The organism is Leptospiraceae bacterium (assembly GCA_016708435.1).
In the GTDB taxonomy this organism is placed as follows: Bacteria; Spirochaetota; Leptospiria; order Leptospirales; family Leptospiraceae; genus UBA2033.
Genome location: JADJFV010000032.1, coordinates 1 through 19,497, shown reverse-complemented (window position 1 = coordinate 19,497; position 19,497 = coordinate 1). Strand labels below are relative to the sequence as shown.

Genomic DNA, 19,497 nt, shown 5'->3' with positions numbered 1-19,497 from the left:
ATCTTCAAGCCGATTTCGGCTTCTATGTGGCTCTTACGTCGCTTCTATGTCCCTTTTACCTCGCTTAAAGAGGAAAGGTTAATAAAAACTAACTGAGGCGCAAAAAAGAGTTAAGAAAGAAAAAAACACACTAACACTGCTTTTTTTTCTCTTTTTTTGAAATCCCCGTCACTACTCTACAGGAGACCTGAATTGCAATACCCTGTGAGAAACAAACGAAATGGAAAGATGTATTTACGAGTAAATGACTTCGGCATCAAGAAGCGCAAATACTTGTATGCGTTAGTCGAATTCGTGAAGGGTTGTTCACTCGAAGACACTGCTGCATCTGTATCTAAAATCATTGGAGAAATTGTGAGTAAGACAATGATTAAGGAAACATTTCGGGTGAATCTATTAAACACTCTATCGAAATTCAAGGGTGATGCAAACAGAATTTCCCTTACAAATTTTTGCGAGGATAATAACATTTATCCGGAAATATTTCAAAACGATAATGCTAAATGGAATCGTCAGAGAATGATAATTATAATCATTTACTTGCGAGAAGTCTTTGATCTAAGACATCCTTTGGAAATAAAAAAATGACTTTTCCTCCTATAGGAGGATTTGTAGGGGAAAATAAGGAATATTGTTGCTAGGTATTTACAACGGGAAATGTGGGATGTAGGTGTCTGAACTATGATTTTTGTGATTAGTATGATTAAGATGATTTATGAGTAAGAATGATTTGTTGGTATAAAAAAAAATTACCAAGAACTAAATCATCCCAATCATATGAATCATGAAAATCACAGTTAGGACATTGTAAACAATGAAAAATAGAAATCATTGAAAGGAGAAAAGGAAATGAAAGAAACAAGAAAGGAAAAAATTCTAAAAAAGCATATTATATCAATTAGTCTATTAATTACAATTTCAGTTCTTTTTTTTCAACATTGTATATTCCCAGTTAGAGAAGAGTTGGATCGAGATATTTGTAATAAGGTAAACTGTGCTAATAGCTTATGCATTGAAAACATAAAAAATATTTCAAAAAAGTTTAACGCAGAAAAACCAGACGAAACGTATTCCATTTATTTAATTGATCAGAGTGGAAGTATGAGTGCTTCACTTGGTAGCTCTAATAGAATGGCAGTTGCAAAGCAATTGACCATTGACTTTGTAAAAAAAATTGATCCAGAATTAGAGACAGGAAAGAATTTTGGTCTGTATGCCTTTGGTGGATATGGTTGTAATTGTATACAAGAAATTCAATCTCCCTTTGTTGAGTTTAACAAGAATGAGTTAATAGAAAAGATTAATGAAATAAAGCCAATAGGATTGACTCCAATTTCTAATTCATTGGATGTCATGGCAGGACTTCTAGACGGCAAGAAGGGGAAATACTTTGTTACCCTCGTCACAGATGGAATGGAATCATGCGGAGGAAAGCCAGAAGAATCTGCCAAAAAATTACAGTCCATAGCAAATATTAAAGCTAGCCAGATTACAATTGATCTAGTCATTGCCGGAATAGAAATGAGTGAAAGTGAAGATGCTGCATTGACGAAAATTGCAGTAGCGGGTAATGGCAAATACATACCGGTTAAAACAGAGTCAGCTTTTAAAAGAGCCTATGTATCAACCACGCCTTTTTATTACGAACTTACAGCAGCGCAATTTAACGGTTACATTTACAGCACAAGAAGTATGAACCCGCGTTGTATAGATACAGAGATTCCTTCCGAAGTTATTCTTAGTTGTGAAAAGGGGTATATATTAATTAACCAGTCAACTAGAAAAGATAGAGATTTTTTCCATTATTATTTACTAAATACTGATTCTCTTGACCAAAGAAAAATTGGGTATCAATACTTTAAAGAAAATAAGAAACCCAAATTAAGAGCCGCTTACGAAGCAATGAACGAAAAATTGAAAGATGAACAATTAGATTCAGAAGAAAGAAATTTGATTCAGGAAGTAATAGATGCTTGGAAAAAATAAAAATAAGTTGAGGAGAAAACAAAAATGAAAGAAACAAAAAAAGTAAATAGTCGCAAGGCTATTTTAACGATTAAGATGGGTATTGCAATACTTGCGTTATGCGCTATAGGCTGCAACTCGTTTCAGCCAGCAAAGAAAGAAAGCATTCCTGTAAAAGTAAGCGGAGGGAATCGATGAAAAATCACAAAATATATCAAATAGGGTTGATTTTACTGATAATTATTATCATCAATTGTCAACCAAAAGTGCAAGTGCGAATTGATGATTTCGAAAGTAGTATGGGGGGAAAAAATTCTATTGTTTCTATTCAGAATTTTCCAGTTTCAATAGAAAACAACACTATTATTGGAATACAAAAGATGGGACTACAACGGCGGTTATCTTCAAAGATGAAACGAACAAATTAGTTACGAATTATAGCAATGCCAATAAGGTAACAATGTATCATATTGAAGAATGGGATGTTAAGAAAAACTTTAAACATTTAAGCGTTAATCGAGAATTCCATTTTTATAGTCAGCTGAACTTTATTATTAAACTTTTTTTTACTCCTTTAACTCTTGGTTATGTTTGGGCAATTCTTCCGCATGAATTTCATTATGAAAATATTTATGCTTACAATAAGGATTTCAAAATTTTGCCTGGATATATTTACCATGAGTTCTTTGAAAGCTTGGATAAATTTGACTATTCGATTCTCATAACGATTGTGAATAACGGCGATATCCCCATCAAAGAAGAGTTTACTGTTGTAGATGTCCTTCCCGATTTTCTGGAATTTCAATCTGTAGAATATTTGTCTGATGGAGATATCAAAGAAGTTGCCTATGACTTGCATAAGAATGAAAACTCTCAAGTGATACCTTTTAAGATAAGACCCATCAATGATGGACTTAGACCAATGCAATCAGTAAAATTAAAAATTCATTTCAAACCAAATATCCAAAAGTTTAAAGTGAATAAATACAATCCAAATATAACCACTACGCTACCTATTGATAAAGAATTAAAGCCTTCTGAGGCTAATCCTGATTCTACGAAGGATACAAAAGTAGAAGAAAAATCGGAATCAAAAACATCTCCCTCTAAGGATACGAAAATTATGCCAGCGGATACTAATGATATACCAAAATCTACGAATGCAAAAGAGATAGAGCGTAAATCAGAAACAAAAAAGAATTCCACTGAGGAGAAATCGACAACGGAGGAAGATTCTTCTAAGAAAACGAAAGTTGAAAAAACAAAAAGCAAAGGTAAGAAAAAATGAGAGTAAAAAACACTCAGGAGAATTATGAAGAACCAATTTAACATTTTACTATTATGGATACTAACGCTTCTCGTATCTTGTGCGAGCAGCAACTCTGTTTTTAGAAATAGAAGTATTATTCCAGAAAATTTTTCTACGGAAGCTTTCTTAAGAACAGAGAATGGAAACCATGGCTCTAAGATTACGCGCATTGGAGTTGATGCAAACGAGAAGTATTTAGTAAGCGCAGGTGAAGATAAAACGATACGCGTATGGGATATTGAAAGTGGTGGTATGGGAAGAAGTGCGGGACTTAGTCAGTATCGAGTGATTCGACCTCCAATAGCTGGCGGAAAAGAAGGTAAGTTAAATGCAGTGGCTATTTCGCCTGACGCAAGTATAATTGTAGCGAGTGGATGGACGGGCAAATGGCAAACAGAGAAACCAAAGATTTATATTTTCGAAACACAAACTGGTAAGATGATACAAAGGCTTGAAATAGAAGAGCAGGTTAATCACTTGGCATTTTCTGAGAACGGACAGTATCTAGTTGCTACAGTGGAAGAGTCTAAAGCAGGTATCGGATTTGTTTTGTATCGAGTTGAGAATAAACAGTTTTCTCGAATTGGTAAAGGCTCTGACTTCGAAGGAGACAGCTATTGGGCTGCCTTTTATAAGCGTGACGGAATACAGTATTTAGCCGCTAGCTCCTTTGATGGGAAAATTACAATCTATTCTACTTCTGGAAATGAACTGAGGGAAGAAAAGATATTATCCACAAAGAATGGTTCAAAACCATTTTCGATTTCCGTTTCATCTGATGGAGAGAACCTCGCAGTTGGTTACTATGATACTCCAAACGTTGACGTTTATTCCTTACAAAGTTATCAGTATCTATTTTCACCTTCTTCATCTGGTATACCAAGTGGAAGTCATATCAACAAAGTAGCTTATTCAGGTAACAAGCTATTTGCCGGTGGCGAATACGAAAATGCGCAAGGAGAAATTCTACTTCGTATTTGGCAGGATAAGGGAAAGGGGGCATACAATGATATTTCTGTTTCGAATCAAACAATTATGCATCTTCTCCCTAGTTCACAGGGAAATCTTTGGTTAGCCGCTGCCGATCCTTTTATTGGAAAGATTCAAAATGATAGAGTGACCTTACGCATCACACCACAAAAAGCTAATTTTTCGGAAGAGCAAGAAAGCTTTGCTGTATCGGAGGATGGAAAAGAAATCAGCTTCTCTTATAACCCAAAAGACAATACAAAATACTATTTTAGTCTTGCGAGAAAAAATTTAGAAATAGCAGGAAATAATTCTGGTTTAAAAAATCCTTCTTTCGGTGGAATTCCAAAGGAAAAATGGCTTGGGCTTACAGAGCCTTATATATTTAGAAAACTCAAATTACAAGAAGGGGAAATTTCTAGAAGTCTTTCCTTTCATCCAGATACTAGTCATTATGCGCTAGGAACTGAATGGAATATTTATTATAACGAAAAACTAACTGGAATTACGAAATGGAAAATTTCTACTCCTAGCATCGTATGGGCTATCAATATTTCAGGCGACGGAAAATTAGTAGTAGCCGCTTTAGGAGATGGAACCATTCGCTGGTATAGAGTCGAGAACGGAGATGAGCTACTTGCCTATTTCCCTCACCCTGATAAAAAACGTTGGGCGGTATGGACACCACAGGGCTTTTATGATTGTTCCATTGACGGAGAAGAGTTTGTTGGCTGGCATGTCAACAATGCCAAAGACAAAGAAGCCGACTTCTTTCCTATTGCTCGATTTAGAGATACCTACTTTCGTCCTGACATTCTATCTAAAGTCTTAGGCAAAGAGAGTGTAGCCCTTGCAGTTAAGGAAGCAGATAAAGAGAGTGGGGAAACAACAAAAGGTTTAGAGATAGAGAAGTCGCCTGCTGTGAAGATTGTTATTAAATCCGCAACTCTAAATACGGATAATAATGGAGAATCCGCCGCATTTGAATTTGAGGTTACTTCAAATTCAAACATAGATATTAAAGCGTTTAAATATACAGGCAAATCAGTTGTAAAAATTAAAAAAGTTAATGTGAAAGTGAAGGGGACAACAATGTTTAATTATGAATTTCCTATAGAGGATGGAAATATTTTATATGAGATTAGTGCTATGACTGACAATGATGCTGTCATTAGTAATTCAGCTGAATTTAGACTTATTAAAACTAAAAAGAGTATAGAGGCTAAAAAGAAAAAGCCTATTCTTAAAATTCTTTCTATAGGCATAAATAATTATCCTGAAATTTCAGGAGTGAAGGCATTATCTTTTGCGGTAAAAGATGCAAAGGATTTCTCTATCCTTATGAGAAGGCAAGAAAGTAGTTTTTACGAAAAGGTTGAAATTAAAGAATTACTTAATGACCAAGCAACACTAGAGAATATTGAAAAGGAAATTGAGAATTTAGCCAAATATCCATCGGATGTTACAATGGTTTTTTTCTCTGGTCATGGTGTTTCTGACTTTAAAGGTAAATACTCATTTATCCCATACGACCATAAAGGTGGATCTAAGTCGGGACTTGCAAGGGGTGAAATAATATTATCCGATCTGAGTTCTGTAGAGAGTAAGGTAATTTTATTTCTTGATTCTTGCCATTCTGGGTTATTAACAGCTAGCAATTTAACAACTTTCTTAAATGCCTCTCATGATCCAGATAAGAAAAATCTAACTGTATTTGCGTCATCGCGTGATATTGAAACATCTTTAGAAAGACCCGATTGGGAGAATGGAGCATTTTCGAAAGCATTAAAAGAGAGTATTCTCTGCGGAAATGCAGTCGATAATGGGGAAATAACTTTAACTGAATTAAAGCATTCATTATCTAAAGCTGTAAGAAAAATAACGGATAATAGGCAATTACCTCAAGGAGCCGGCGCAGGCATAGACAATCATATGTCGATAGGAAATGAACTTCCCAAAGACTCAACTTGCAAATAAATAAAAGGATAAAACAAACCATGAAAAAAAATATAGTAATTACGATAATTCTTTCGATGTTTCTTTCTTGTTCATCGGAAAGTATAAAGGATGCTCCGAAAGTGGATACTAACTCAGATGTGTCGGATGACGTTCTAAAAAAGTTAGCGTATTGCAATGGAGCTTGGCAGGGGGATACGGATTTAGAAAAAGTAGAGTATCCAGAAAAGTTAAAACGAGAGTTTGAATGGAGAGGAAAGATCACAGAAAATGAAGACAGTGTGGCTGCTATTCTGGCTTACAAACTTTCAAACAAAGTAGATCAAGTTCTTTCCTCAAGGAAAAACTGTAACGCCTATTTTGATTATAAAATCATTGAATACTCTGCTGGAATTTTAATGGACAAAAAACAGTTTAAAGAAGCATCAGATTTATGGGAAAAATACAAATCTAGATTTCCTCAAAAGAAAAAAGACATTGATTCTATTGTCTTAATGCTGTTAGCCCCTAAAGACAATATTGTGATTCGAAATATTGGTAAGAAGATTAATAGCAAAGATGGAGATTACATTCCGCTTATGGAATTAAATGGAAAAGAAATTTATTTCTGCTCTAGACGAGAAGGTGGAAGTGGAGGGGAAGATATTTGGCATTCTTATTTTGATGATCAAAAAGGTGAATGGGTAGATGCAAAGCCTGTAAAAGAATTAAATAGTGCAGGTAACGATGCAGCCCTTGCAATATCTCCAGATGGAACCGAGATGATAATTTTTGTAAATGGTCAACTCTATTCTTCTAAATTGAGTTCCAATGGCTGGCAAAAACCAAAGGCTTTACCGACGACGATAAACTCTCCTGATTTCCAATCCGATGCATCGTACACTGCTGACGGCAAAGGCTTATTATTCGTAAGCAATCGCAATGGGGGACCTTATAATTCTAAAGAGCGCGGAAAATTTTATGCAGGGTCTACGGAAGGAAATATTGACATATATATTTCTTTTAAAGAGGATAATGGAAATTATACCAAACCAATTAATCTTGGTCCAATTATAAATACGCCTGGAGCAGAAAGAACTCCATATCTACATCCCGATGGCAGAACTCTTTATTTTTCATCTGAGGGTCACAATGGATTTGGTTCGGTTGATGTTTTTAAATCAGAACGTCTTGATGATAGCTGGGAAAAATGGTCTACACCGGTTAATATTGGTAAATCTCTAAATAATGCATCGAACGATTGGGGGTTCAAGGTGAATCCTTTGGGAGAAAAAGGATATTTTTCCACTAATATAACAGGTGATTCCATTGGGGATGAGGATATTTATGAGATTTTACCTTTGCCTCCATCCGCAAAACCTGTATTTGCCGTCGTAGCCATTCATGGCATCGTCACCGATCAAGATGATAAGCCACTAGAGTCCTCTGTAAAGTGGAAGAATGAAAAGGACAACAAGACAGGTGATCTGTCGAGTAAACCTACGAACGGGGAATTTTATGTAACACTTCCTGCTGGCGGCAAATATCAAATTACCGTTACTAAGTCTGGATACTCTAGCACTCAGGGAACCATTGATCTTTCTTCTCAAACGAAATTTGAAGAGAAGTCTGTTAAATTAGTTCTTAGAAAAAAAGCAGAAGCGAATAATACTGATTCGCTGTCCGGGGCTAAACAAGAAGTTGTTACAGATTTTACCAAAGAAATTAAGAACGAGAAAATTGTTGTAAAAAGGCAAACTGCCGGTCAAGAAGATGTGGCTAATGAAGTTAAACCACAAAAGGAAAATAAAACGCCAAAGACTCCAGTCAAAGTTCTAACAGAACTCAATATCTATTGCAGTGAACGTCTTGTTATTGATGTAACAGACAATGCATTTCCAAAAGCTAGACTACCTCTCAATGGATATGTGCAAGACGGTCATATGACAGTTGATTCTTCCTCGCCTGAAAATTTGAATCTAATCTATTTTCATTTATTAAAAGATGAAACCAATTCAAAGTGTAGAGAGTATGGCTATAATTATTTTAAAAACAAAGCCTGTCCCAAGAATGAGAGCGTTTACGGATATGTAACCGCAAAACCGAAAGATGGTCTTGATCCAAAAGAATTAGGCTTAATCAATGAACTTACAACAGAAATGGATAAGTGCTCTAAATAGAAGGAAAAGTATATGAAGAAATTAATAAGTTATAGCATAATCCTGTTTTTCCTCGCTTACTGTTCTATGTTTGGAGTGAGAGAGTATAAAAGATCTGCCTGTATGGGATTTGATTTTGAAAGTAAAACTAGAATTCCTACTGAAGGAATTGGTAATAGTGGGGGAGTATATTTTGGTGAAGTGACTCAAAAGGGTGATTACATTATTCCTCATGGGTGTGGACGAGCGGTCAATCAAAGAGAAGAATTCTCCTATGAAGGAGAATTTTTTGAAAGTGCATACCACGGACAGGGAACTTATAAAGGTAAACAATACACTTACGAAGGTGAATTTCAAAAAAACAAAAAGCACGGTCGAGGTAGTATTGTATTTCATACAGACAATGAGAGATATGATGGAGATTTCTTTGAAGGAAAATATGAAGGTAGGGGTAAATTAGTATTTGGCGATGGAAGTTCTGTAGAAGGGAAATTTGTCAATGATGAAGTGAACGGATATGCGGTATATCGTTCTCCAAAAGATTCTGTTTACAAAGGCGAGTTTAAAAATGGGAAAAAACATGGTAAGGGAAAAATAGAATTTGAAGATGGTTCGAGTTATGAAGGTATGTTTGTGGGTGACCGCTATGAGGGAGAAGGAGTTTATAAATATGAATCTGGTGCAGTATATCGCGGAGGATTCAAGGACGGAAAAAAACATGGCTTTGGAGTTACAAAGTTTTCAAATGGTGATGTATTTGAAATGAATTATGAGAACGGGAGAAATAATAATAGAGGTATATACACATTTGCCAGCGGTTCAAAATACAACGGCGGTTTTAATGAAAAGGAAGAATTCTATGGAGAGGGAACAATTACCTATGAAGATGGAGCAATTTTTCAAGGTGAATTTAGAGAAGGTAAGAAAAATGGATTTGGAACGATTACTTTTAAAACCAAAGATAGATTTGAAGGCAATTTCGTAAATGGAAAGTTTCAGGGACAGGGCGCATATTATTTTAAAGATGGAGATTTCTTTAAAGGATTATTTGCGGATGATGAGATGAACGGATATGGAGAATATACCTTCAAGAGTGGGCATACTTACAAAGGAAATTTTTACAATGGAAAATTCCAAGGAGATGGTATATATTACTTTGCCGCTGATGAGTATATGAAAGGAGATTTTGTAGATGGTCGTGTTACCGGCTTAGTGCTATTTGCCCTTTCAGCGGGAGATCGGTATGAGTGCATGGTTGAGAACAGTAAGATTGTAGGGGATTGCAAAGAAGAAAAAAAGGAAGTTATTGTGGAAGCAAAGGTGACTAGAAAAATTTCTGATCTAAATGAAAAACAAAATCCACCTTCTAGTTCTCAGAGAAAAAAAGATCAAAGTACAAAACAGGAAGGAAGAATGGCAGATTCGTCAACTCCTACTGTGCAAGGAGCCGGGAAATGAAGAGATTGATTGGATTTCTTTTTCTATTTTTAAGCATAGGCATTTATGCAAAGGAAAATATCATTCGGATACAAGAAGTAAGTGGGCAGGTAGAAATTAATGGAGGTGGAAAAAACATACCTCCTGCGGTTAATTCGTATTTGCCTTCTAATTCTGAAATCAAAATTAAGGCAAGTGGCAAATTAGAAATTTCTATCAATGAAGAAATCTTTATAATCAAAGGTCCTATCGAACTAAATCTAGCCAAAATTCACTCTATGCGAAATATGACTAAAACGATTACCTTTACAGCCAGTGTGCGTGGATTACAAAATGATATTCTGAATCAAATAGAAGAGAAAAGTGAAGAAGCTTACGGAGAATACGTTCGTTCGCATAACGGTGCATTAAAAGATCATAATGAATGGAAGCCTATTTTAGAAAAAGTCTTTACTCGACTTATGGACGCATCCAGTCGAGAGGCTTTCAAATTAAAATATTCCATTTTGCAGGATAAAGAATTTAATGCAGCAGCTTTTCCCGGTGGGCAATTTGTAATTCATACAGCTACATTAGATAGAATCGACTTAGAATCTAAAAAGAACGCAGGTAATGATGATAAGGCGTATAAATCGAATCGAGAAAATTATGCGGCAGGCGTTATAGCTCACGAGCTAGCTCATTATTACAATAACCATACTCTGCAGAAAGTGAAGAAAATTATTTCATTCAATGAAGAAAAAAAAGAATCCTACGAAGTAGTTCTTTTAGAAGAAGTAAAGTTTAGTCAGGACTTAGAATTAGATGCTGATAGTTCAGGTCTTATCTTATTACAGAAAGCGGGTTACGAAGCGTCTGCGAGGATTGATATGTTAGAGATACTCAATAAAGTTCATCAAGAAGCTGCAAAATTGCAGAAAACACAAATTCCCTTTTTTGCGTCGCACCCAACTCCTCATGATAGGCTCAAAGTATTTGAAGGTAGTAAAAGGATTTGCATACATGGGCTGCTGAAATGGAAAAAACATTTGCGAATATCCAACTAGGTAAAGAATTAGAGATGTCGAGAAAGTTTTTAGAAGATTCTCTTAAGAAAAAAGGATTTGAGGATAATCTAGAGTTGACGAAAGCGTTAGCTGTTTGCCTCCATAAAATCTGGCTCGAAACAGTGCAGTTGAAAGATCAAAATTTACGCAGTATCCTAGATATGCCTTCCTTTAGAGACGATATGGTTTTCAAAAAAGAAGAATCTACCAAAGGAGACAAGGAAATTCCTGGTGATATTGCGAAATACTTTGATGCAAAGGATAAATATGAAGAAGTCGTTTATATTTCAGGGGATCTAGCGTTTATCTCGAATTATGCGACGCTTCTGTCTTATTTTGTAAACAATAAAGATGTTACTGACACACGAATTCAGAAGGAAAAGGCTGTCTTCTTAGCTGAGGTAGCGACCGCATTAAAAACAATTCAGGTTTATAACAATTTGGCTCTGGTGTATTTCAATTCAAGTGAGGAAAAAAAAGCACTGGGTTTAATTCGTCAACTTGCCTCCCAGTTACAAAAAGAAGAAAACGCCAAACGCTTTCTAGCGATTCTATCGCCAACTGTTCGAGCGCAATATTTAGCTGAGGTAAAACAAGATAAACTAGGACTTTATTACAATGACAAGTATGTTCGTGACGAATTTACTCCAATCCTGAATTTGTCCATTCTTGAATACTTTGAGGGTAATAAGGATAATGCAAAGGAATACGCAAAGATTTATTTTGCAATGTATGACAATGAATCGAAATGGGCGAAATACCTATCTACTCTGACCGGTGAAAAAATCAAAGAGGCTAATCAAGATAATCCAGAAAAACAGGACATTAAACTTGAGAATGGTATGAAAGAAAAAGATTTGGAATCTTTACTTGGCAAAAATTTCCAAGTTCGTGGAGGCTACCGTATATATACCGCAAATGGAAAGAGGATTTATGTTAAAATCAGTGGGGGAGTTGTAAAGAAGGTAGGAATGTAAATTGAGGAAAGATGAAATGAAACGAATCAAGTATAGGACCCAACAAAATGAAAACAGCAAAAGAGTTATACAGCGAATTACAAATGAGCCTAATAAGGCTTGATGCGGAAAGGGAAAAAACGGTTATACGGATAATAGCTATTAATCTAGTATATGCATTTCTTTTTTTACTTCAGTTTCCTTCTATCAACCAAAAATATTTAAGATTCATTGGTTTTGAATCTGGTTTTAGTTTTGGTAGTTGGGAGGGTTTTATTCTATACATAACGCTCATGGGAATCGTAATTCTTTATTTTGTGAATAAAGCCATAATTGGAACATATGCAGAAAGTTTTAAAACGAAAATAATTCCTGAGATTGTGAAATGCTTTGTGCGTGAATCGGAATACAATCCGAATCAATACATTGCATCGATAGAGGAGTTGATGAAGAGTGGTTTTGCTAAGACTACTCCTAAAGGAATGGAGGCGAAGATTTAGTAACTGGCAAAATAGAAAATGTTGAGTTCTTTTTTTCTGAGATTGATGCTTATGAAGTATTGAATTTGAAGAGACCGAAGAAATTAACTACTCTAGCGGGAGGTTTTTTTCTGGCGAGTCTACCGGCTAACGTTATTGAAAAATTGGACATTAAAGGGAAATTCCCATTTGAAAAGATAGGATCTTTTTTGTTTCACAAAGTATATGGTCATCTTACTGGTGGATTCTTTGTTATCTTCTTTCATTTGTTCTTTGCGATTTTTATGGTTCTATTTTATTTATTCCACTGGTATACAATAAATTATATTCTATTATCTGTCTATGCAATGTATATACTGTATAATATTTTCACATACTATATCTATGTTCCTAAAGATTTTAAAAAAGTAGAAGTAGGCAATCCTTTTTTAGAAAAGAAATTTTCCATCTATAGCACGGATACTGTTGAAGCCAAAAAAATATTCACTCCTGAATTACAAAAGGCACTCATCTTTCTCCAAGAAAAAACGGTAACCGCCACAAGTGTTCATATCCGAAAGGAGAAGGTGTATATCTTTATTCCAAGTGGTGTCAATCTCTTTGAGCCTAAATTATTTAGCGGGAATAATAGCCTCGAAGTGATTCAAGAAATATACGAGTTATGGCAAGGCTTACACGATGTAATCGTAGCATTAAATTCTGGTAATCAGAAATATCATTCGATATTGTTGAAATGAGGAAGAATTTGCCAATACAAAATGAAAAATCGAGAACGAAACTGATGAATCATTGGTAAATGAATATTAGCCTACAAATTTAATGAGAGGAGAAATTCTATGAAAAAATACTTAATCATTTTACTTTTATTAATTATTGTCAAATTGAGTCCAAGTCTTTGTCGATCAGATGATAGGGAAGCATCGGATGATCTTAGAAAAGGGAGGATAGGAAAATAAATACTGTGGCACAAGAATAGAAGATGCCAATCGACCAGAATGGTATAAAAAAATTATAATTTCAATTACAGAGGGTAATCTTGCTAACCCTCTTATAAAACAAGCAGTTATAAGCGAAATACAAAAATTAAAAAAAGCTAATATTTCCACTGATGATGCAAAACCTCATCATTGTTTTATTAAATCTGGTGAGGAATATTTCTGGATAACAATTGGTTCAAATTATATGGTTAAGTTGAAAGATTACAAAGAGATCAAAAATAAAGTGGTGAAAGAATATATTATGAAATCCATAGAGGAAATCAATCGAGGAGATTACAAGCAATACAAATAATTTCAACCAACAACGAAATCATAAAAATTACTTGAAATTGCATTTGATACAAAGGAAAGAATAATCCAATGAATTTAAAATTTAAACCCTTACGACTAATCCCCATAATCCTCGCATCTCTTGCAATATTTGCGACATCAGAGAGAGACTTAGGACCAAAGCCAAAACTAGATTGGACTCTTGTATCTAAGAAAATTGTATATCTAACAAACCTAGAGCGGCAAATGAGGGGTTTGCCGATGCTTTGGTATAATCCTGTTTTAACGAAAGCGGCAACGATACATTCTCAGTATATGGCGGAAAATCAGAATATGGCGCATTCGGAGAAGGTATTATCACAACCTGTAGATCGTGTAATAGAGGCTTGTAAATCCGAGAATCCAAATTGCATGATGGCATTTAATGCGGTTAATGGGTCTTATACGTATGGAGAGAATGTGCTTTACAATTTTGATAAGAATATTGCCCGAAAGCGTTATTTTATTGAGATAGATAATACAGGGACTTATCGACGATGGGATGAGGATAATATTCATTACCTGAATGAATCCGAAGTTGCTGCCAGTCATGTTCTTATGTGGATGAATAGTCCTGGGCATCGAAGCAATATACTTAATTCCAATTATAGCGCTATGGGTGCGTATGCGCAGGATTTAGGAAGAGAACAAATTTATTCCACCCAAGTATTTGCTAGCTATTTAAAAGGTGGGGTAAATGGTTCTTGCACTCTCACTGGAATACCGAAAGGCAATGACAGCTTTGTTTTTAAACTGGATAAAATAGAATCGCAGAAAGAGTTTTCTGTGAGAGCGGTTTACACGGATAAGCCAGATGTGGTATTCGCGAAAGATAAAATTGAATCAGAAGGATTTCCGTTACACTCACGAAATTAGACGAGCGCATTTCTATTCGATTAGAATTAGTTGATCCGAATACGGCTGATGTCTATTATCCGCTCTGTCAGTTTACAGTATTCTATAAGCTAAAAGGAGAAGAAAAAGAAGTGACTTGGGATTGGAAGGAATGGAAGTAGGACGATCTTATGTCATTGCACAAGTGTGTAATGATTGAGAATCAAAGCCAGAATGAAACAAGCAAAAGAAATCGTAAATAAGTTCAAAGACATTGCTTGAGAGTTAGTTTCAGAATTAACCCAAAGCCTGCTATTTAAGCCACTTCTAATCTGGAAATAAAAAATGATTTCTTTTGGGAGGGGGGATTTCTAGCTCAAACTAGAGATTATTCTTGCTTTTTTGTTATATGTCCAATGACTATAATATTATAGGAATATGTTAATTTTGTTTTAGTTCATATCCTTCGTTCTGATTTTACTTGTTCGAAAAACGATGAAGTGCCCTTTCTGAAGAAAAATACTAATTCCTGTGTAGGAGTTGGACGCAACCAAGTGCGGGGTGGAAAAAAAGGGAAGACTTCTTGCATATCTTACAAGCTCTTTGACTCTCAGAATAGGTCAAAGTCAGTCAGGCGTATTTAGATAACGCAAATACTAAAAAGGAGAGGACAATGGACTTTAAAAACTCTTTACCACTTCCCAAAGAGTCCACTCGTTGTTATCCTTTTTTCTATCTTCACCGGCTGCAATGCAATCAAGGCTGATCTCCTACTTCCACAGCTTATGGTTTTACGAAAATTTTTCTCTCAATTTTCTCCTACAAAGGATTCTGCTAAGAATTTTATCGTCGAGAACACGGATGCTTTGTTTACGAATGAATTTGGTAGACAAGCTTCTTTTACTATTAAGCTTAGTAAAAAGCCAGAAAATGATGTTACGATTGGTTCCATAACATCTTCTAATCCTGCGGAAGGAGTAATAGTTACTGGGCTTCTTCTTTTACATTACAAGGATATTAACTTTGACTGGGCCGCAAACCATTACAGTGCAGGAGTTCTGGACGGAGTTGCGGATGGAAACCAACAGTATCGAGTTAAATTGGCTCTTTGAAAACGGAGGATTGCAGGTTCTTCTCTTCTTGTCATTCCAGATGCATTGTGATTAACACAGACAAAGAAACTCCTAGCATTGCAGCCACACCTGCTTTAGGTCTTTCTACAAATGGAGAGTTCAAGCGGCTAACGTTTACGTCGGAATATCCACTCAGCCAGGGGCAGATGTTTATATACTTGTTTTTTCTGATACTGTTACTGTAAATGCGCCGAGCGCGCAACTTGATATTTCACCCTCTAAAAGTGGGACACTCTCAGATTGTAAAAGTAACGGGAGTAGATGATTTTCTGTTGGATGGGGCAAAAATTGTTTAATTTCCAAGTTCACCTTCGACTAGCGTTGATCGGGTGTATGTAAATAAACCATGCCGTTGTTACTGTAGTCAACGTGGACAATGATACTCCCGGCTTACCTATGTGCCTATCACATCGGCAATCACTACCGAAGGTGGAGGTCAGGCTCAATTTTCCGTTATATTAAATACGATTCCAAGCGGTAATATTAGTGTTTCAGGAATTACCGCAAGTGATTCAACGGAAGCAACTATTTCCCTACCAGTTTTTCTTTAGGACCGACTAATTGGAATATTCCGCAAGTCATGACTTAACGGGTCAGGATGATTCTGTGAATGATGGCAATATAAATTAACGCCGTGTATTTCCGAATGCTGTGCCATTGACCTCCTGATGCGGTTTTACGGTGATTTGGGCGCCAACTTCTGCTGGCTCTTTTACAAACCAGGATGATGATACAAGGGGTTTTAATATGGTCGCACTCGCACCTACGCCATCGATCAATCTGCTTGTGACCGGGGGAGGGATTTCCCACAAACCTTTTCAATCAGTCTTACCTCTATTCCCTGTGATACACCTTCCAGCCCTGATACATGTAGTCCGGCTTCTGTTACACTCGATCTCCAACAAATAATAATCATCTGAATTTACGATTAGCCCCACCTCTTTGACTTTAGCAGGTGGTGACTGGAATATTGGACAGACGGTTATTGGTTATTGCCGTGGATGACTTTATCGACAATCCAAATTTGGTTTTACCTTGTATTAGAGCCAATCATTGCACGACTGATTATTCCAATGTCTTGAAATGCCAGATGTTGCAGTGCGGGTAATAAATAATGACGTATCCGGTTTTACGATTAACCCGCCGGTGGTATCAGGTAAATGAGAATGATCCGGGTGGAGCAGGACCGGAGTCAACGATTACTGTAGTTTTAAACTCAGAGCCAACCGGAAATGTTACCCTTGGATCCGTTATAAGTAGCGACATGCTTGAGGCAATCGTAGGTCCGACCATTGGTGGTGGTACTTCTATGCAAATCGAACGTTAGTGTTCCGCAACTACCGGCGGTCAGGCGATCGTAAATCTCGGATGCAAATTCAGATGGTTTGAATGATACTATCACGGGTGGGATGGAATGTTCCACAAGACCATTCGAGTCAGAGCAGTCGTCGATGGAACGCATACGGAACACAGAGTCCGACAAATTCAATTTGGATCTAGAAGCAGCTCTGATGCAAAATACGCCAACGTAGGAGTTACTCCGACTCCAAATGTTCCCGTAACAAACATTGCTCTCATAGTGGAGTTCCTATTTTACTTTTACAATCATTTCTGCCTTAGCTCAATGAAGATGTTCCAACATTACGGCTCAAGTAGCTCTATCTACCTTCCGACGGGGAACGTAACTATATCCAATATAGTATCCTCTGATTTAACGGAAGCGAAATTGTTTTTACCAAACGGAGGGGGCGGTTCTATCACAAATAGAACGTTAGTCTTTATAATTTGCCAACAGCGGGCGGTTATGGTAACAAATACCACCACCGGCGGATGGAATATGCCACAGACAATAACGATTCGGAGTGTCGCGGATGGATTTGATGATGGAGATATTCCTTTTAAAATTACATTTCCAATGCAACCGGAGCAACTGAATATGTTGGCTTACGACCGGTATCCGCAAACGCTACGCGGGTAATAGCGGGCTGGGTGAGCTGGATTCTGACGAATATTGACAATGATATCATTGGTTCACCATCTCGCCCGCCAATCCTTTCCTATCACGGAAGGAGCCGCTGCCGGAACGTTTACAGCTGGGTATTAAATTCTGACCCATGTATACGCCTGCTATGTTAGTAAATTGCGCATCACAAGCTGTGACTCTTAATTTGATAAACAATAACACAGCCTAATACACAACGAGCTTCTTCATCGCTTACATTTGGTGTCGGGACTTGGAATTTGCCTCAGACGATAACAGCTACAACAGTTACCCTGTAAAAATGATAGCTATGATGAGAATACGATGGATTTTACATTGGTTCTAGATGCTATCGTTAGCATGGTTGGGACTATGGTGGTCAGAATCGGCCGATGTTACTTGTGCGGCGGATAGGATAGCCTCGACATAAGAGCACCTTAACCTCACTCTGACGACTAACTATTCGACCGTAAACCCCAAGTGTGGGAGTACCGGACTCCATCACAATATGAATTTAGGTTCAATGCCACTTCAGGAAATACAGTTACCGTGACTGTGGTGTACTGATCACTCTCTCAGGAAGGAAGATTCTTGTTGCGACAATGTGACCCAATTAGACACAAGAAGTTTCTACCTTTACCATGGGAATTGGTCAACGACACAGATGTTTCGGGTTAGAGGAATTATTAGCAGGGATCCTAGCGCCAATTTTATATTAACTGCCTCTGCCGTGGAGACTGGAACCTTCCACCAACCGGTTACACCGCATTAACCTACAACAATTATACAGGAACCAAGCGACCCAAATCCATTACAAATTCGCTATATTGGCGCCGGAAAACTTGTTCTCGCTTAAATACAACGACTATTTCGGAAGCAGGAACAACTCAGGCTTTGTTTTGTATTACTTAAACAAGCTCCAACTGCAATGTTACTATAATTTTGGAATAAGGCGGCTTATCTATGCACATTACCAGCGTTTGGTTGGAAATACTACTCAATTTACCATAAGCTCCTGCTTTCTTTAATATTAACACCGGGAAATTGGAAACGATTACAACGGCAACTCAAATTTTGCAACTTCTAAAGTCGAAGATTTTGTTGATGATGGAGATGTATCCTGGTCCCGTAAGAATCACTTACCACCAGTGATGCTTTAACGGACTTGTTACTCGATTGATTTTACACAACCTTCTGTTATCGTTACGGAACAATTATAATGAGGGAGGCTGAGGGCGAGCCAGAACTTTGCCGTCTGGAAGGCTGATTACGTCTAGGACGGAGCTCAGCTACTTCTTCATTATAGTCTTACTAGCCGACCAATGACAAATGTTGCTGTTCTATCTTTTGCAGCAACTAGCGGATATGCCACATTTGCCCCGGCTACGCTAACGCCTATTCTGCAAAATTATCTTACCCCGCAAACTCTTACCGTCACGCATGATCAAGTCCTGCGGCTGATCAGAAACTTATAAAATCACGGCCATCGCAACTTCGACGGAAACAACAAAATCGGTTTTGCCAATGGAGGAACTTACAACATTCTAACGGACACGCAAAATGCGACGAATCGCTTTTGCTTTAAGGATCCAGTGCCTTGCACGACCGACCCTGGTAGTCACGCTCTCCCGCTAATGCTACGGGTGAACAGTCGCAGGAACTTATAACAACAGAATCCGGAGGTATGTGAAATTTTGCTGTTAACCTCAGAGCAAGATCGACGACAACGGTATCGATTACTGTATCAAGCTTCCGGAAGATTGCTGAAGGCACAGTATCTCCAACAAGCTTCAAGTTTACGAACGCGAATTGGAAAGGGCAGGGTTGGCAGATTGTAACTATAGCCAGGAATAAACGATTTCCTTATTGCAGGGGATGGAACTGTTTCTCTATAACATCAATTTCTGCGCGACGACTGGCAACGCATTTCTCATTTATCAACGATACTATCTCTCACTGCTTTGAATTCGGACAATGATTGAGCACT

At 37.1% G+C, this 19,497-nt stretch carries 17 protein-coding genes; all 17 read left to right on the top strand.

Annotated features, from left to right (window positions below; translation table 11 throughout):
- Positions 1-192 precede the first annotated feature (192 nt).
- On the top strand, positions 193-588 hold the full coding sequence (locus IPH52_20100; GenBank protein ID MBK7057303.1) for a hypothetical protein: 396 nt from the start codon (positions 193-195) through the stop codon (positions 586-588).
- Between the two features lie 261 nt (positions 589-849).
- Positions 850-1,986, top strand: a complete 1,137-nt coding sequence (locus IPH52_20095; GenBank protein MBK7057302.1) for a VWA domain-containing protein — start codon at positions 850-852, stop codon at positions 1,984-1,986.
- A gap of 24 nt (positions 1,987-2,010) precedes the next feature.
- A complete protein-coding gene (locus IPH52_20090; GenBank protein MBK7057301.1) occupies positions 2,011-2,163 on the top strand; it encodes a hypothetical protein in 153 nt (50 codons plus the stop codon).
- A 262-nt stretch (positions 2,164-2,425) separates the two neighbouring features.
- Entirely contained in the window at positions 2,426-3,253 is an 828-nt protein-coding gene (locus tag IPH52_20085; protein MBK7057300.1) for a hypothetical protein, read from the top strand.
- Between the two features lie 24 nt (positions 3,254-3,277).
- Complete coding sequence (locus tag IPH52_20080; GenBank protein ID MBK7057299.1) at positions 3,278-6,220, top strand: caspase family protein; 2,943 nt, start codon at positions 3,278-3,280, stop codon at positions 6,218-6,220.
- A gap of 20 nt (positions 6,221-6,240) precedes the next feature.
- Positions 6,241-8,358, top strand: coding sequence for a PD40 domain-containing protein (locus IPH52_20075; protein MBK7057298.1), 2,118 nt, complete (start codon positions 6,241-6,243; stop codon positions 8,356-8,358).
- Positions 8,359-8,370: 12 nt separating this feature from the next.
- Positions 8,371-9,795: a hypothetical protein gene (locus IPH52_20070; GenBank protein ID MBK7057297.1), complete on the top strand. Its 1,425-nt coding sequence runs from the start codon at positions 8,371-8,373 to the stop codon at positions 9,793-9,795.
- Positions 9,792-10,820: a M48 family metallopeptidase gene (locus IPH52_20065; GenBank protein ID MBK7057296.1), complete on the top strand. Its 1,029-nt coding sequence runs from the start codon at positions 9,792-9,794 to the stop codon at positions 10,818-10,820. The genes IPH52_20070 and IPH52_20065 overlap by 4 nt, the downstream gene beginning before the upstream one ends.
- Positions 10,790-11,797, top strand: coding sequence for a hypothetical protein (locus tag IPH52_20060; GenBank protein MBK7057295.1), 1,008 nt, complete (start codon positions 10,790-10,792; stop codon positions 11,795-11,797). Before IPH52_20065 ends, IPH52_20060 begins: the two co-directional genes overlap by 31 nt.
- 47 nt (positions 11,798-11,844) lie before the next feature.
- Entirely contained in the window at positions 11,845-12,276 is a 432-nt protein-coding gene (locus IPH52_20055; GenBank protein MBK7057294.1) for a hypothetical protein, read from the top strand.
- A gap of 65 nt (positions 12,277-12,341) precedes the next feature.
- Positions 12,342-12,992 carry a DUF3137 domain-containing protein gene (locus IPH52_20050; protein ID MBK7057293.1) on the top strand — a complete coding sequence of 217 codons (651 nt, stop codon included), beginning with the start codon at positions 12,342-12,344 and terminating at the stop codon, positions 12,990-12,992.
- Positions 12,993-13,613: 621 nt separating this feature from the next.
- Positions 13,614-14,438 (top strand): hypothetical protein, encoded by an 825-nt coding sequence (locus IPH52_20045; GenBank protein MBK7057292.1) that lies wholly within the window; start codon positions 13,614-13,616, stop codon positions 14,436-14,438.
- A 743-nt stretch (positions 14,439-15,181) separates the two neighbouring features.
- Entirely contained in the window at positions 15,182-15,508 is a 327-nt protein-coding gene (locus IPH52_20040) for a hypothetical protein (protein ID MBK7057291.1), read from the top strand.
- 47 nt (positions 15,509-15,555) lie between these two features.
- Positions 15,556-15,714 carry a hypothetical protein gene (locus IPH52_20035; GenBank protein ID MBK7057290.1) on the top strand — a complete coding sequence of 53 codons (159 nt, stop codon included), beginning with the start codon at positions 15,556-15,558 and terminating at the stop codon, positions 15,712-15,714.
- 213 nt (positions 15,715-15,927) lie between these two features.
- Positions 15,928-16,080 carry a hypothetical protein gene (locus tag IPH52_20030; GenBank protein MBK7057289.1) on the top strand — a complete coding sequence of 51 codons (153 nt, stop codon included), beginning with the start codon at positions 15,928-15,930 and terminating at the stop codon, positions 16,078-16,080.
- Positions 16,081-16,643: 563 nt separating this feature from the next.
- Positions 16,644-16,856, top strand: a complete 213-nt coding sequence (locus tag IPH52_20025; GenBank protein MBK7057288.1) for a hypothetical protein — start codon at positions 16,644-16,646, stop codon at positions 16,854-16,856.
- Between the two features lie 87 nt (positions 16,857-16,943).
- The gene (locus IPH52_20020; protein ID MBK7057287.1) at positions 16,944-17,507 is read left to right on the top strand and encodes a hypothetical protein; all 564 of its coding nucleotides are present in this window, start codon (positions 16,944-16,946) and stop codon (positions 17,505-17,507) included.
- Positions 17,508-19,497: the final 1,990 nt, after the last annotated feature.

Coding starts and splice junctions, on each gene's coding strand:
- IPH52_20095 (MBK7057302.1), top strand. CDS start 850: ATGAAAGAAACAAGAAAGGAAAAAATTCTAAAAAAGCATATTATATCA.
- IPH52_20045 (MBK7057292.1), top strand. CDS start 13,614: ATGAATTTAAAATTTAAACCCTTACGACTAATCCCCATAATCCTCGCA.
- IPH52_20040 (MBK7057291.1), top strand. CDS start 15,182: ATGGTTTTACGAAAATTTTTCTCTCAATTTTCTCCTACAAAGGATTCT.
- IPH52_20070 (MBK7057297.1), top strand. CDS start 8,371: ATGAAGAAATTAATAAGTTATAGCATAATCCTGTTTTTCCTCGCTTAC.
- IPH52_20075 (MBK7057298.1), top strand. CDS start 6,241: ATGAAAAAAAATATAGTAATTACGATAATTCTTTCGATGTTTCTTTCT.
- IPH52_20060 (MBK7057295.1), top strand. CDS start 10,790: ATGGAAAAAACATTTGCGAATATCCAACTAGGTAAAGAATTAGAGATG.
- IPH52_20055 (MBK7057294.1), top strand. CDS start 11,845: ATGAAAACAGCAAAAGAGTTATACAGCGAATTACAAATGAGCCTAATA.
- IPH52_20085 (MBK7057300.1), top strand. CDS start 2,426: ATGTATCATATTGAAGAATGGGATGTTAAGAAAAACTTTAAACATTTA.
- IPH52_20090 (MBK7057301.1), top strand. CDS start 2,011: ATGAAAGAAACAAAAAAAGTAAATAGTCGCAAGGCTATTTTAACGATT.
- IPH52_20020 (MBK7057287.1), top strand. CDS start 16,944: ATGTTCCACAAGACCATTCGAGTCAGAGCAGTCGTCGATGGAACGCAT.
- IPH52_20080 (MBK7057299.1), top strand. CDS start 3,278: ATGAAGAACCAATTTAACATTTTACTATTATGGATACTAACGCTTCTC.
- IPH52_20065 (MBK7057296.1), top strand. CDS start 9,792: ATGAAGAGATTGATTGGATTTCTTTTTCTATTTTTAAGCATAGGCATT.
- IPH52_20025 (MBK7057288.1), top strand. CDS start 16,644: ATGACGTATCCGGTTTTACGATTAACCCGCCGGTGGTATCAGGTAAAT.